This window comes from Mycobacterium helveticum, from assembly GCF_007714205.1.
In the GTDB taxonomy this organism is placed as follows: Bacteria; Actinomycetota; Actinomycetes; order Mycobacteriales; family Mycobacteriaceae; genus Mycobacterium; species Mycobacterium helveticum.
This window is the reverse complement of the sequence record NZ_VMQU01000012.1, coordinates 1-14,077: the sequence shown is the minus strand read 5'-3', so window position 1 is coordinate 14,077 and position 14,077 is coordinate 1. Positions and strand designations below refer to the sequence as shown.

13 protein-coding genes and 2 pseudogenes are annotated in these 14,077 nt (G+C 68.7%); 7 read left to right on the top strand and 8 right to left on the bottom strand.

All coding sequences use genetic code 11. The features are described from left to right. Positions 1-12: 12 nt before the first annotated feature. The 4 genes and pseudogenes from FPZ47_RS04685 to FPZ47_RS30885 all read right to left on the bottom strand — a co-directional run. Entirely contained in the window at positions 13-597 is a 585-nt protein-coding gene (locus FPZ47_RS04685; protein WP_144949114.1) for a PepSY domain-containing protein, read from the bottom strand. Positions 598-677: 80 nt separating this feature from the next. After that, the gene (locus FPZ47_RS04680; protein ID WP_144949111.1) at positions 678-2,729 is read right to left on the bottom strand and encodes a glycoside hydrolase family 15 protein; all 2,052 of its coding nucleotides are present in this window, start codon (positions 2,727-2,729) and stop codon (positions 678-680) included. 56 nt (positions 2,730-2,785) lie between these two features. Next, positions 2,786-3,754: an FAD-dependent oxidoreductase gene (locus FPZ47_RS04675; protein ID WP_484213791.1), complete on the bottom strand. Its 969-nt coding sequence runs from the start codon at positions 3,752-3,754 to the stop codon at positions 2,786-2,788. Positions 3,755-3,777: 23 nt separating this feature from the next. After that, positions 3,778-3,855, bottom strand: a pseudogene (locus tag FPZ47_RS30885) (hypothetical protein); the annotation flags it as partial. A gap of 121 nt (positions 3,856-3,976) precedes the next feature. Between FPZ47_RS30885 and FPZ47_RS04670 the strand changes: the two are divergent. Together FPZ47_RS04670 and FPZ47_RS04665 are read left to right on the top strand one after the other, a co-directional pair. Then, positions 3,977-4,180, top strand: coding sequence for a hypothetical protein (locus FPZ47_RS04670; RefSeq protein ID WP_246133287.1), 204 nt, complete (start codon positions 3,977-3,979; stop codon positions 4,178-4,180). A gap of 201 nt (positions 4,181-4,381) precedes the next feature. Further along, a complete protein-coding gene (locus FPZ47_RS04665; RefSeq protein ID WP_144949108.1) occupies positions 4,382-5,419 on the top strand; it encodes an extracellular solute-binding protein in 1,038 nt (345 codons plus the stop codon). A 193-nt stretch (positions 5,420-5,612) separates the two neighbouring features. Here the strand turns inward: FPZ47_RS04665 and FPZ47_RS04660 are convergent, their stop codons facing one another. Further along, positions 5,613-6,359, bottom strand: coding sequence for a phosphoadenylyl-sulfate reductase (locus tag FPZ47_RS04660; RefSeq protein ID WP_144949105.1), 747 nt, complete (start codon positions 6,357-6,359; stop codon positions 5,613-5,615). A 356-nt stretch (positions 6,360-6,715) separates the two neighbouring features. Then, on the bottom strand, positions 6,716-6,808 hold the full coding sequence (locus FPZ47_RS30585; RefSeq protein WP_425461744.1) for an Ms4527A family Cys-rich leader peptide: 93 nt from the start codon (positions 6,806-6,808) through the stop codon (positions 6,716-6,718). A gap of 85 nt (positions 6,809-6,893) precedes the next feature. On the opposite strand from FPZ47_RS30585, the gene FPZ47_RS04655 reads away from it, so the two are divergent. Genes FPZ47_RS04655 through hemW form a run of 3 tightly spaced genes read left to right on the top strand, consistent with a single transcriptional unit; the run spans position 6,894 to position 9,205 of the window. Next, positions 6,894-7,568, top strand: a complete 675-nt coding sequence (locus FPZ47_RS04655; protein ID WP_144949102.1) for a hypothetical protein — start codon at positions 6,894-6,896, stop codon at positions 7,566-7,568. A 38-nt stretch (positions 7,569-7,606) separates the two neighbouring features. Then, the gene (locus FPZ47_RS04650) at positions 7,607-7,999 is read left to right on the top strand and encodes a transglycosylase family protein (RefSeq protein ID WP_425461745.1); all 393 of its coding nucleotides are present in this window, start codon (positions 7,607-7,609) and stop codon (positions 7,997-7,999) included. Positions 8,000-8,032: 33 nt separating this feature from the next. Next, positions 8,033-9,205 carry a radical SAM family heme chaperone HemW gene (gene hemW / locus FPZ47_RS04645; protein ID WP_144949095.1) on the top strand — a complete coding sequence of 391 codons (1,173 nt, stop codon included), beginning with the start codon at positions 8,033-8,035 and terminating at the stop codon, positions 9,203-9,205. 3 nt (positions 9,206-9,208) lie between these two features. Here the strand turns inward: hemW and FPZ47_RS04640 are convergent, their stop codons facing one another. Then, positions 9,209-10,450: a sodium-dependent bicarbonate transport family permease gene (locus tag FPZ47_RS04640; RefSeq protein WP_144949092.1), complete on the bottom strand. Its 1,242-nt coding sequence runs from the start codon at positions 10,448-10,450 to the stop codon at positions 9,209-9,211. A gap of 385 nt (positions 10,451-10,835) precedes the next feature. Here FPZ47_RS04640 and FPZ47_RS04635 point away from each other — a divergent pair, with 385 nt between their 5' ends. After that, positions 10,836-12,188, top strand: coding sequence for a salicylate synthase (locus FPZ47_RS04635; protein WP_144949089.1), 1,353 nt, complete (start codon positions 10,836-10,838; stop codon positions 12,186-12,188). 148 nt (positions 12,189-12,336) lie between these two features. After that, the gene (locus tag FPZ47_RS04630; protein ID WP_144949086.1) at positions 12,337-13,353 is read left to right on the top strand and encodes an acyl-ACP desaturase; all 1,017 of its coding nucleotides are present in this window, start codon (positions 12,337-12,339) and stop codon (positions 13,351-13,353) included. Positions 13,354-13,720: 367 nt separating this feature from the next. Here the strand turns inward: FPZ47_RS04630 and FPZ47_RS04620 are convergent. After that, positions 13,721-13,997, bottom strand: a pseudogene (locus tag FPZ47_RS04620) (ferritin-like domain-containing protein); the annotation flags it as partial. Positions 13,998-14,077 lie beyond the last annotated feature (80 nt).

Here is a 14,077-nt window from a genome sequence, read left to right as displayed (position 1 = left end):
CGGCGACCGTCGCTAGACCTGTTTGTTCGCGATGACGTCCCCGGACGCCGCGTTGAGCGTGATCTTGTGCTCGACGATGTAGGTGTCCCAGACGACGGCTTCCCACACGGTGGTGCCGTTGGTCTCGGCGAGGTGCATCTCGGTGATCGAACCGTTGGGCACCGTGGCCAGGAACTTCTCGACGGCCGTGCGGTAGTTCAGAGTCGCGGCCTGCACCAGGGCGCGGTTCTGGGCCTTGTCGGCGTCGCTCCGGTTCTTCGGGGTCGGGCCGACCAGGATCGTGACGCCGTCCGAGGACACGTCCATCGACTGCTCGGTGCCGTCGGCGGTGACGACGTGGACCCGCCAGCTCCCGGTCTCCTGGGTCCGGATCGACGTCAGCGTGCCGCCGGGTACCTTTCCGACGGCGAGGGCGCCGGCCTGCAGCAACGTCTGCGGGTCGGGGGGAGCCGACGGCCGCGACCAGTGCGAACCCGCCGAGGTGCTGGTTCCCGACGTCGCGGCGGGCTTGCCGCTGTGACCGCACCCGGCCAGGGCGGCGATCGCCAGAAGGAGGAATGCGGTCAGGATCCAGGGTCGACGCGTCGCGGCAGGCACTGCCGCATGGTATCGCGGTGCCCGAGCCGTTGCGCGCGGGCGGGCCGTTCACCTTGGCGCCGGGGCCACACGCGGCCCGTTCACATGGGCGCGTTGGCGGGCTGGAACATCCCCGAACCGTCGGACTCCTCCTCGGCGCGGATCACGTGGACAACCGCGTTGATCAGCGCCAGGTGGGTGAACGCCTGCGGGAAGTTGCCCAGGTGCCGGCCGGTGCGCGGCTCGATCTCCTCGGCGTAGAGGTGCAGCGGGCTGGCGTAGGCCAGCAGCCGCTCGCACAGCCGCTTGGCGCGGGCCACTTCACCGATCTCGACCAGCGCCGACACCAGCCAGAACGAGCAGATGGTGAAGGTGCCCTCCTCGCCGGACAACCCGTCGTCGGTCTCCTCGACCCGGTACCGCAGCACCAGGCCCTCCTCGGTGAGCTCGTTGGCGATCGCCAGCACCGTGTTGCGCACCCGCGGGTCGTCCGGCGGGAGGAACCGGGTCAACACCACCAGCAGCAGCGAGGCGTCGAGCGCGTCGCTGCCGTAGCGCTGGGTGAACACGCCGCGCGAGTCGACGCCGTGCTCGAGGATGTCGGCCTTGATCTCCTCGGCGATCGCGCGCCACTGCTGCGCGTAGCTTTTCTCGCCCTGCCGCTCGGCCAGTTTGGAACCGCGGTCCAGCGCCACCCAGCACATCACCTTCGACGACGTGAAGTGCTGCGGCTCCCCGCGGACCTCCCAGATGCCGCGGTCGGGTTCGCGCCAGTGTTTGATCGCCTCTTCCACCTGCCGCTTGAGCACCGGCCACAGGCTTTCCGGGATCTGCTCGCGGGATTTGCAGTGCAGGTAGAACGAGTCCAGGATCGAGCCCCAGATGTCGTGCTGGATCTGATCGTAGGCGCCGTTGCCGATCCGCACCGGGCGCGCCTGGTCGTAGCCGGACAGGTGGTGCAGTTCCTCTTCGACCAGGCTGCGCTCGCCGCCCACGCCGTACATCACCTGCAGCGGATGGCGTTCGTTGTTGTTGGCGCCCGAGACGTCGGCGATGAACGCGAAGAAGTCGTCGGCCTCGCGGTCCAGACCCAGTGTGTAAAGCCCCCACAACGCGAACGTCGAGTCGCGGACCCAGGCGTAGCGGTAGTCCCAGTTGCGTTCGCCCCGAGGCGTTTCCGGAAGCGACGTGGTGGCGGCGGCCAGCAGCGCGCCGGTGGGCGAATAGGTCAGGCCTTTCAGGGTGAGGGCGCTGCGCTGCAGATACGCCCGCCACGGGTGGTCGGGGAAGTTGCCGATGTTGATCCACTGGCGCCAGCACTCGGTGGTCTGCCACATCCGTTCGGCGGCCTCCTCGTAGGTCTGCGGCGCCGGGTGCTTGGTCCAGCTCAGCGCGACGAACACGTCGTCGCCCTCCTTCATCCGGGTGCGTGCGCGCGCTTCGCGGCCCTCCAGGCCGATGCGCAGATTGGTCGTGAGCCGCAGCGTGGGGTGGTCGTCGGGTTGCTTGGCGGCGCGGGCGACGGCCTCGGAGTACGCGTTCGCCGAGTACTCCCACGTCACCCCGGTGCGGTGGTAGTCGAAGGCCGGCTCGCAGCTCATCATCAGCTCGACGGTGCCGCTGACGCAGCGCACCGTGCGCAGCAGGATGTGCTCGGCGTCCCAGTCCATCGGGGTGCGACGGTGGGTCCGCGAGCGGCGCTCGACGTCGTGCCAGGGCCCCATCACCAGCGCGTCGCGCACGATCAGCCACCCGGTGTGGGTCTGCCAGGTGGTCTCCATGATCAGGCTGCCGGGCAGGTAGCGGCGGGCCGACGGAACCGAAACCCCGTAGGGCCCCAGCCTGAAATGACCGGCGCTGCGGTCCAGGATCGCGCCGAACACGCTGGGGGAGTCGGGCCGGGGTACGCACAGCCATTCCACCGACCCGGCCGGGGAGATCAGGCACGTCGTCTCCCAGTCGGACAGAAACGCGTAGTCGGCGATCGGCGGAAACGGGTTGCGCAGCCCGGCATTGGGCGCCAGGGGCGCCGGCGCGCTGAAGTCGATCGGTGATGCCGGCGGCGAATCCCGCACCGGTTCCAACGCGTCGGCGACGTCGACGGGCCGGTCGGTGGGGGCGGGTTGGTCGGCAGGTTCGGCGTGCAGCACCATGCCGACATCATCGACTGTCGACCCGCCCGGCGTCCACGCTTCGCGCGATCCGGGGATCACCCGCGGCGTTCGGCGAATTTCGGTGCGTGCTCGCCCGCAATGACCTTGGCGTGGATCAACCGTTGTGCCGCCTGAAGAATCAGGGTCGGTAGCCAGCGGCGCGCCTGCACCCGGGCGAGCCGCCGCGACGGCACCCGTCCCGCGCGCAGCGGCCCGGCCAGTATGCGTGCGGCGGCCACCGCGTCGGCCACCGCCAGGTTGATGCCGACGCCGCCGACCGGGGACATCGCGTGTGCGGAGTCGCCGATGTACAAGACGCCGTTGTCGTACCATCGTTGGAGCCGATTAAGTTGCACGTCAAGCAGTTTCACGTCCTCGAACGACGTCAGCGCGCCGGCCCGGTCGGCGAGCCAGGGCACCAGGCCGGCCAGCGCGCCGCGCAGTGTCTTGATGCCCTGGGCGCGCATCTGGGCGTCGGTCCCCTTAGGGATGATGTAGGCGATCTGGTAGTAATCGCCGCGGTCGATCACGATCACGGCCTGCCCGGCGCGCAGCACCCCGGCCAGACCTCGCGGATCGCCGGACCGGCGGGGCAACCGGAACCACCAGACGTCCATCGGGACGCCGAAGCTGCGCGGGTTCGGCCCGGCGGCGGAGCGCACCGTCGAAGAGCGCCCGTCGCAGGCCACCGTCAGTTCGGCGCGCATCTGTTTGGTTTCGCCCGTCTGGTCCCGGTAGGTGACGCCGGCGATGCGGTCGCCGTCCCGGATCACGCCGAGCACCTCGGTGCTGCGCAACAACCGGAAGCAGGGCTCGGCCTCGGCGGCGGTCGCGACCATCTCCAGGAAGTCCCACTGCGGCACCAGGGCGATGTGCCGGTGCGCGCCCGGAAGCCGCGTCAGGTCGAGGTTGACCGGCTGGTTCTGGATCTCCATGTGGATGGTGTCGATGAGGCGGTGCGGCACCGCGGCGAACCGCGGCCCCAATCCCAGTTCATCGAGCAACTGCAGGGTGCTCGCGTGCACGGTGTCTCCCCGGAAGTCACGCAGGAAGTCGGCGTGCTTTTGTGCTTTTCCATCACCGTGACGTCAACCCCGGCGCGGGCCAGCAGCAGGCCGAGCACCATGCCGGCGGGGCCGCCGCCGGCGATGAGGCAGGTCGTCCTGTCGGCGGCAGCCATGGGGAGATCCTGGCACACGGGCGGCTCGTTGGCCGCCCGTTGGCTTTGGCGGCGGGGGCCGCATAGGGTGGGGCCGGTGACCGCGTTCCTGAACTGGTGGGACGGCAACGAACTGTGGCTTTCCGGGCTGCCGTTCGTGCTGCAGGCGGTGGTGGTGATGCCGATCGTGCTGGCGGTGGCCTACCTCACGGCACTGGTGCTGGACGGGCTGCTCGGCAAGGGCATCGATGTGATGCGCCGCCTCCGTCACACCGACGCGACGCCGCGGTAACGTCCATGCCCCGTTCGCATGTGACGCTGGTGCTCGTCGCGCTCGTGGTGCTCGTCATCCTCACCTGGTTGCTGACCCACTGAGGCCCGCATCCCCGGCGTAGCCGCGCGCCCCGCGTCGCGGGCGGGCGAACCGAAGCTTCCGGCGCCTTTCCGCAGCCACGGGACCGACATCCGTAAGCCCTGCACCGGAAGGCCATCAATGTTCAACGACGTCGTCGGCTTGTCTCGTCGGCGGCCCGTCCTCGCTCTCGCGCTGGTCGTCGCTACCGTCGCCGCGTGTGACGGCGGTGCCGGCGATGTCGTCGGCGGCGGGCGACCGGCCGCCGCGCGCACGAGCATCGATCTGGTCGCCTACTCCGTCCCGGAACCGGGCTGGGGCCCGGTGATTGCGGCGTTCAATGCCTCCGAGGACGGCAAGGGGGTGCGGGTGATCGCCTCCTACGGGGCCTCGGCCGACCAGTCCCGCGCGGTCGCCGACGGCAAGCCGGCCGACGTCGTGAACTTCTCGGTCGAACCCGACGTCATCCGACTGGTCAAGGCGGGCAAGGTTTCTCCCGCCTGGGACAAGGACGCCACCGGGGGCGTCCCGTTCGGGTCGGTGGTGGCGTTGGTGGTGCGCGCGGGCAACCCCATGAACATCAGAAACTGGGATGACTTGTTGCGTCCGGGGATTGAGGTGGTCACGCCCAGCCCGCTGAGTTCCGGCGCCGCGAAGTGGAACCTGCTCGCGCCGTACGCGGCCGCCAGCCGCGGTGGCGGCGATCAGCAAGCCGGCGTCGACTTCGTCGACAAGTTGGTGAGCGGCCACGTCAAACTGCGGCCCGGATCGGGGCGGGAGGCCACCGACGTCTTCGTGCAGGGCAGCGGCGACGTGCTGCTCAGCTACGAGAACGAGGCGATCGCGACCGAGCGGCGGGGCAAGCCGGTGCAGCACGTCATCCCCCCGCAGACCGTCAAGGTCGACAACCCGGTCGCGGTGGTGACCACCAGCGTGCACCTGGACGCGGCGAGCGCGTTCAAGAACTTCCAGTACACCGCCGGGGCGCAGCGGCTGTGGGCACGGGCGGGTTTCCGGCCCGTCGACCCGGCCGTGGCCGCCGAGTTCGCGGACCGGTTCCCGGCGCCCGCTCAGCTCTTCTCGATCGCCGACCTCGGCGGTTGGGACGCGGTGGATTCGCAGCTGTTCGACGAGGGCACCGGCGCCATCACCAAGGCTTACCTGCGGGCGACCGGATGACGGCCGCGGCGACGCGCCGCCGCGATTCCGGCGGTGGCCCCCACCGCGTTCCCTGGTGCGCCAACCGGTTCCGGCTTCGGCACGCCGGGTCCTCGCGCGTGGTGCGCGCGACGCGGGTGCCGCCGACGCGTCGGGCTCCGACCGGGCCGACGTCGGGCTTAGCCCTTGAGCTACAACCGATCCCGCCGCGCCGTCACGATGCGTGCAGACCGCACTCGGTCTTGGCGGTTCCCTGCCAGCGTCCGCTGCGCGGGTCGGCCCCCTCGGCGGGCCGCACCGTGCAGGGCGCGCAACCGATCGACGGATACCCCTCGTAGAGGAGCGGGTTGACCAGCACGCCGTGCTCGGCGATGTAGTTCTCGACGTCCTGGTCGGTCCAATCCACCAGCGGGCTGACCTTCACCAGCTTGAACGCCTCGTCGAAGCCGACCACCGGCGCGTTGGCGCGGGTCGGCGCGTCCACCCGGCGCAGCCCCGTCACCCACGCCGAATAGCCGTGCAGCGCTTTGCGTAACGGGTCGACCTTGCGCAGCCGGCAGCACTCACCGGGGTCCCGTGCGAAGAGATCCTTGCCCAGCAGCGCGTCCTGCTCGGCCACCGTGTGCTCGGCCGTGGCGTTGATCACGTGGATGTCGTAGACGGACTCGACCGCGTCGCGCGTCCCGATGGTTTCCGCGAAATGGTAGCCGGTGTCCAGGAACACCACCGGCACACCGGGACGCACCCGGGCGGCCAGCTCGACGAGCAGCGCGTCCTGCATGCTGGAAGCGACCACGTAGTTGCACGTCGCCCAGCTGCGCGGTCCCCGCACGCCGCCGAAGGTCTCGTCCGTCCATCGCAGCACGTCGAGGGCGGTTGCGCCCTCCAGCTCGGCCGCGCCGCGCGCCGCCACCGCACGCAACTCGGGCTCGGAGAGTTTCGTCACTTCGGTGGTCGTCATAGGTGATCTTCCTCCGTCCAAATGGTGTGCGTGACAGAGCACACACCAGGATCGATGTGGTGGCCGGTTTTCCCCAACGGGATAGGCGTGCGCAGACACCATGGCGCGCTACCGCTTTCAATGCGGCTCAGTACGCAGCGCTGCGTACCCGTCGCACGAGTTGGACAACCGTTGGGCGCCTTGTGATATTCCCGCGCACGCCGCGCGGCGCCGTGAAGTCGCCCCCAAGGGGTGGTGATCATTGCTCCGTTGTCCTTCAAGAACGTTTGCAGGCGCGGACGCGCGATTCACCGCGGATTTCCTGGCGGCGGCGCAGATCCGGCGCCGACTGCTGATAGGTGGGCGGGTCTACGGGGTCAGCGGAGACAACAACAGCTGCAGACGCGCTTCAGATCGATGTGCCGACGTGCCACCAGCGCAACGCGCAGACGGGGCTCGGCAACGATCATGACAGCGAGTATGTCACGTAAGACGCCCCCGCGCCCGCGCGGGGCCCCGATCGGCGTGCGAAAAAGCTGCCTCTCCGTTACCGATGTGACACCCGCTACCGGTGATAATTACCTCGCCTTGGTACTGAAGGGGATTGAGGTCATCGTGCACGGATCGCGGGTTGAGGGCGGCAGCGTCGCCCACACAGTCGGCAAAAGACCCATCGGCGCGTCGCATTTCGCGATCACCGAACGACTCCCGGGGATCGTCCGGACCCGCACCGGCGCGGCTCCCCGCTCCCGTCCGAGACGTCCGGCACTGCGCTGGCTGACCGCCGGGGTCCTCGTCGTCGCGCTTGCCGTGGCGGGCCTGGGCGGGCAGTTGCTGTATCAGGAGCATGAGCGCAACACCGCCGCCAGGCAGGCGCTCGCGGCCGCCCAGGCCTACATCGGCAAGCTGATCAACTTCGACGGCGAGACGATCGAAGGCAGATACGGCGACATCCTCGACGGCGCGACCGGCGATTTCAAAGCTGGGTACGGCAAATCCGGCGCGGAACTTCACCGGATGCTCAGGGAGAACGCGACGACCGTGCGCGGGACCATCACGGAGGCCTGGGTGAAGAAGGCCACCACCAGCAGGGCGGTGATCATCATGCTCGTCGACCAGTCGGTCAAGACTCGCAACCATCCCAGAGCGACCCTCGAGCGGAGTCGAGTCAAGATGGTCATGACGAAGGTCGACGGCCGTTGGCTGGCCAGCAAGGTGCGAGTGATATGAGGTTCAACCCGGAGGGATTCCGCATCGTCGTGGCCGCGTTGCTGGCTCAGACCATGATGGTGGGCGCCCTGTTCGTGACCGCGCTGGCGGTATCGACCAGCGACTCGAAGGCCGACGACGTCAACTGGGAAGCCATCGCGCAATGCGAATCCGGCGGCAACTGGGCGGCCGACACCGGCAACGGCCTGTTCGGCGGCCTGCAGATCAGCCGGCCGACGTGGGATGCCAACGGCGGTAACGGTCTGCCGTCGGCCGCCGTCCCCGACGCGCAGGTCGAGGTCGGGGACCGGATCATGACCACCCAGGGGCCCGGCGCCTGGCCCCGGTGCGCGGCATGCAGCCAAGCTGCGGCGCCGGTGGGCGCCCTCTCATACCTCCTCGGCTATGTCGAGGCTCAGGGCGGCGGCTGCCCCGGGGTGGAAGAGGACTGACGGCCCCGGCCCGCGGGCATGGGATCATTTGGCATGAGTCTTCGCGAGGAACCGGTCGACCTGCCCGGGCTGCAGCCGGTCCCGGGCCGGCCGTTCGGGTTGTATGTGCACGTCCCGTTCTGCATAACCCGTTGCGGCTATTGCGATTTCAACACCTATACCCCGGCCGAGCTGGGGGGCGTCAACCCCGATGCCTGGCTGCAGGCGCTGCGCACGGAACTCGGGCTGGCGGCCGCGCGGTTGGACGCGCCGACAGTGAACACCGTCTTCGTCGGCGGCGGGACGCCGTCGCTGCTGGGTGGCGCGCGCATGGCGACACTGCTGGACATGGTGCGCGAGCATTTCGCGCTGGCGCCGGACGCCGAGGTCACCACCGAGGCCAACCCGGAGTCGGCCTGGCCGGACTTCTTCGCGGCGACCCGTGCGGCCGGGTACACGCGGGTGTCGCTGGGCATGCAGTCGGTGTCACCGCGGGTACTGGGAGTCCTCGACCGGATCCACACGCCGAACCGGTCGGCGGCCGCGGCCCGCGAGGCCCTGCAGGCCGGCTTCGAACACGTCAGCCTGGACCTGATCTACGGCACGCCGGGGGAGAGCGACGACGACCTGCTGCGTTCCGTCGACACGGCGGTCGAAACCGGTGCGGACCACGTGTCCGCCTACGCCCTGACCGTTGAGGACGGCACCGCGCTGGCCCGGCGGGTCCGAAGCGGGGAGCTGGCCGCTCCCGACGACGACGTCCTTGCGCACCGCTACGAGCTGGTCGACGCCCGCCTCGCCGAGGCGGGGATGAGCTGGTACGAGGTGTCCAACTGGTCGCGCCCGGGCGGTGAATGCCGGCACAACCTCGGCTACTGGGACGGGGGTCAATGGTGGGGTGCCGGGCCGGGGGCACACGGCTACGTCGGGGCCACGCGCTGGTGGAATGTCAAGCACCCCAACACCTATGCCGAGAAACTGGCCGATGCGGCGCTGCCGGTGGCGGGTTTCGAGCAACTCGGCCCCGACGCGTTGCACACCGAAGACGTCCTGTTGAGAACGCGCCTGCGCCAAGGACTTCCGCTGGCCGCTCTGGATGCCGCCGAACGCGGACGCGCCGAGTCCGCCGTCGCCGACGGATTGCTGGCGCCCCGGGGCGACCGGCTCGTCCTCACCCCGCGCGGACGCCTGCTCGCCGACGGGGTGGTGCGGAGCGTGCTGGGGTAGTTCTCAGGTGCCCGGGAACCAGTGCCCGACGACGTGGGCGATCTCGATGTAGAGCGGGATGCCGATCGTGACGTTGTAGGAGAACGTCAGGCCCAGCGATGCGGCCAGCGGCAGGGTCGGGCTGGCCTCGGGGATGGCCAGCCGCTGGACGGCCGGCACGGCGATGTAGGACGCGGCACCGCACAGCACCGCGAACAGCACATAGGTCCCCGGCTTGAAGTCGGTGTGGGTCAGGTAGGCGTACAGGTGGGCGACGACGATTCCCAGCGGCGCAAAAATGTTCGGCGCCAGCAGGCCGAAGATGATGAAGCCGCGCCCGGCCGACCTGAGGTCCTTCAATTTGCGGGAGGCCGTCATGCCCATCTCCAGCAGGAACAGGCACAGCACCCCCTGGAACGCCAGCACGAAGAACCTGTCGTCGTCCTGCACGACCTTCTGGCCCTGCAATCCACTGACCAGGCCGATGATGATGCCGCCGAAGAGCAGGACGAGGCCCGGGTTGAGGAAGACTTCCTGGAACAGTTCACGGGTGAACAGGGAGGACCTCTTGCCGGCCGGCAGCGGCTCGCCCAGGTTTAGATCCTCGGGATGGTCCGACTTCTCCAGCGAAAATTCGATCTCCTGCTCGACACCGCGCTCGTGTTCGGCCTGCAGGCTGCGGCCGTCGGCGGGCCGCGCGGGCGTGCCCGGGCCGATGCCGGCCTTGACCGGCGCGGTGTAGCCGGCCTCCTCGGGCATGTACCCGGCCGTGTCCATGCCCCGGTGCCGCAGCCGCGCCACCAGGTACAGGGCCACCAGGCAGCCGGGAATCTCCATCACGGCCAGCATGACCGGCATGTAGGCGTTGAACGCGATACCGACGGACGCCAGCACGGCCACGCAGGTCGCGAAGGTGCCGGCCGAGTCGGACGCGTAGTAGCCGGCGACCGTCGCCTTGTCGACCCGTCGCATCGAGCTCAGCAAATTGAGCAAACCGTAGGCCAGCACGCCGATCAGGAAGTTCGTCGCAAAGCCCACCACCATGAACCCGACGATGGCCCCCACGCTGGAGGCGCCGATCTGGGCCAGTTCCTCGCCGCCGTGCCAGCCGATGGCCAGCAACAGGTACATGGTCAGGCCCTGGTAGATCACGTAGGGAAACTCGAACCGCACCTTCAGGATCGGGATCAGGAAACCGAAGTAGAAGAACAGCAGCAGCGGCTTGAACAGGTTGTGGGTGAAGTTGTGCCAGAACTCGTACAGCAAGATGCCTCCCGTGATACGTGAATGATCAGGGGGAGCACCGTCCGCAAGCGAGCAAACCGCGAACATCCCGACGATCGTGAAGAATCTAGCCCCGCCGGTGCCAAACCGCCACTCGTGACACCCCGGCGCGACGGGGCCGAATTGCACGCCGCGAGACGACTTTCGGCGCAGAAAACCCATGCTCAGAGGTGTGCCGGCGAAAATCCGAGGCCGCGAAGTGTAGTGGTAATCCGGTGTGAATCAGCTGGGAGTTTCCTGAGGGGTCGGCGCTGGGACCGGCGCGGTCCCGGAAAACGACCGACAGGGGGCCCGGCGCTCCGGGGAGGCCGAGGGAAAAGCAGGCCGGGTTCCACCCCTTAGGTAGGTTAGGCTACATTTACTAACCGTGACCGAGGTCAGCGTCGAGACGAGTCCCGCGGACTGCGCGTCAGCGGCGATTCCGTTTCCCGCCCACATCGACCCCGCCGACCTGGCGGCCGGACTGGCCGCGGTGCTGCCGGAGCGGGCCGGCGAGGAGTACCTGCTCTACGAGCGGGCCGGCGAGTGGGTGCTGGCCAGCGGTGTGCGGGCGATGATCGAGCTGGACGCCGACGAGCTTCGGGTGACCCGCGACGGGGCGACCCGGCGCCACCCATGGTCCGGACGGCCCGCACCCGTCCTCGGTGACGCCGTCGACCGACTGCTGCTGGAGACCGATCAGCTGTTCGGTTGGGTTGCCTTCGAGTTCGGCGTGTACCGCTACGGGATGGGCGACCGGCTGGCCCCGCACACCCCGTTGGCCCGGGTGTTCTGGCCGCGCACCCGCATCCTGGTGACGCGCGGCGAAGTTCGTCTCGCCGGCGCGGCGCCCGGCTACCGCGAGGCGGTGCTGGGATTGCTCGGCGCCGGGGTGCCCGACCTCCGCGACGCCCGCGGCATCGACGTGACCGCCGATTCGTCGGGATACCGCGATCGGGTGGCGGTCGCCATCGGGGAGATCGCCGCGGCGCGCTACCACAAGGTGATCCTCTCCCGCTCCGTGGAAGTGCCCTTCGCGCTGGACTTTCCGGCCACGTATCGGCTGGGCCGCCGGCACAACACGCCGGTGCGGTCGTTCCTGTTGCGGCTGGGCGGGATTCGGGCGCTGGGCTACAGTCCCGAACTGGTCGCCGCGGTCCACCAGGACGGCGCGGTGGTCACCGAGCCGCTGGCCGGTACGCGCGCGTTCGGCCGGGGCGCGGCCCATGACCGCCGGGCCCGCGCCGATCTGGAGTCGAACTCCAAAGAGATCGTGGAGCATGCCATTTCGGTGCGCAGCTCGTTGCAGGAGATGACCGAGATCGCGGAGCCGGGCACCGCGTCCGTCACCGATTTCATGACGGTGCGCGAACGGGGGAGCGTGCAGCACCTCGGCTCGACGATCACCGCGCGCCTGGGCTCGTCGAGCGACCGGATGGACGCGCTGGAAGCGCTCTTCCCGGCGGTCACCGCCTCGGGCATTCCCAAAGCGGCCGGGGTCGAGGCCATCCTGCGCCTCGACGACGCCCCGCGCGGACTGTATTCGGGCGCCGTCGTGACCGTTTCGGCGGACGGCGGACTGGACGCGGCCCTGACGCTGCGGGCCGCCTACGAGCGCGACGGCAAGACCTGGCTGCGGGCCGGCGCCGGGATCATCGAGGAGTCCGACCCCGAGCGCGAATTCGAGGAGACCTGCGAGAAGCTGTCCACCCTGGCGCCCTACCTGATCGCACGTCGGTAGCCGGTGCCGGGGCGGCGTGACCCGCTCGTGACACCCATAGGGACCAAAGACCCTTTTTAATCGTGCCCCGGCGTGGCTTTCTTGATGTAACCGTATGACACAGATACATTGCGCGTTACTGACAGAGACAGATAAGTGGGAGGGTTTTGTGTCCGAGGGCATGACCGATCTGCAGCTACTTCACGAGCTCGCGCCCGTGGCCGAGAATCTGCTCAACCGGCATCTCGAGAAGTTCAAGGAATGGAACCCGCACGATTACGTTCCGTGGTCGGACGGCAAGAACTTCTACGCGCTCGACGGCCAGGACTGGGAGCCCGGCCAGAGCCGGCTCTCCGACGTAGCGCGGGTGGCGATCGTGCAAAACCTGCTGACCGAGGACAATTTGCCGTCGTATCACCGCGAGATCGCGATGAACTTCACCATGGACGGCCCGTGGGGGCAGTGGGTGAACCGGTGGACCGCCGAGGAGGCCAGGCACAGCACCGCGCTGCGCGACTACCTGGTGGTCACCCGCGCCGTCGACCCGGTCGAGTTGGAGAAGTTTCGCCTGGAGCAAATGACCCGCGGCTTCAGCCCGGGGCAGAACCGCCAGGGCGATATGTTCGCTGCGAGCATTTTCGACTCGGTCATGTACGTCTCGTTCCAGGAGCTGGCGACTCGCGTCTCGCACCGCAACACCGGCAAGGTGGCCGGTGACCCGATCGCCGAACAGCTGATGGCCAGGGTGTCCCACGACGAGAATCTGCACATGATCTTCTACCGGGATGTCAGCGCCGCGGGGCTCGACATCGCCCCGAACCAGGCCATCCGGTCGGTGCACAGGATCCTGCGCAACTTCAAGATGCCCGGCTTCACGGTTCCGGAGTTCCGGCGCAAGGCGGTGATCATCGCCGTCGGGGGCGTCTACGACCCGCGCATCCATCTCGACGAGGTGGTGATGCCGGTGCTGAAGAAGTGGCGCATCTTCGAGCGCGAGGACTTCACCGGCGAGGCCGCCTGGATGCGCGACGACCTGGGCCTGCTGATCAAGGAGCTCGAGGAGGCCTGTGACAAGTTCGAGGAATCCAAGCAGCGCTACCTGGAGCGCGAGGCCCGCAGGACCGAGAAGATCACCGCCAGCAAGGTGCTCAAAACCCAAGGGACGCTGACGCTCAGCGGGCACTAGCCTTCGGCTCGGTTTCGGCGGACCGTTCGCGGTAGTCGGCGAGGATGCGGCTGACCGGCGACTCGATGTGGGATTGGATCGACGCCGCCGGCCCGCACCAGCCTGTCGCTGATTTTGTCAACCTCGGGCACGATCTGCTCGTGCAGGTCGATCAGCCTGTCCGGGCCGATGCCGTAGCCGCGTATCTCGGTGAACGCGTCGATCAGTTCGGGCCGGGTGAGCGTGGCATGGGTGCCGTCGACGCGGATCAGCTGCAGCGTCACCAGCCGCTCGCACGCGCCCGAATCACCAACCAGCCGTTGGACTTCGGCGAGCGGCATGATCTGCGGCTTCTCGGTGGCCCCGGTGCCCACGATGGCCGTCTCCAGGCCGTGGCACACCGGGTCCTCCACGGAGTCCAGCAGGAATTTGAGCAGCGCGCCGTCCAGGGCGACCTCGAGCATGGTGATGACGGTGCCCAGCACCGACAGCGGCATGCTGTCGGCGAACGTGTCCAGCCGCTCGATCGCCAGCCGGATGTTGACGTTCGGCTCGGGGATCTCACCGTCATCGAGCATGCCCCAGCGCTTCATCAGCGCCATCTCGGCGTTGGCGTGGCGTTGCTCCTCGGCGTGGAAGTACCGGTCGATCTCGGCCAGAGTCGGGTCGGATATTACGGCTGGCGAGAGCCGCCGTTCCGGGGTTGGGTGAGCCACTGTTCCGCTGTGGGGTGAGCCACTGCGAC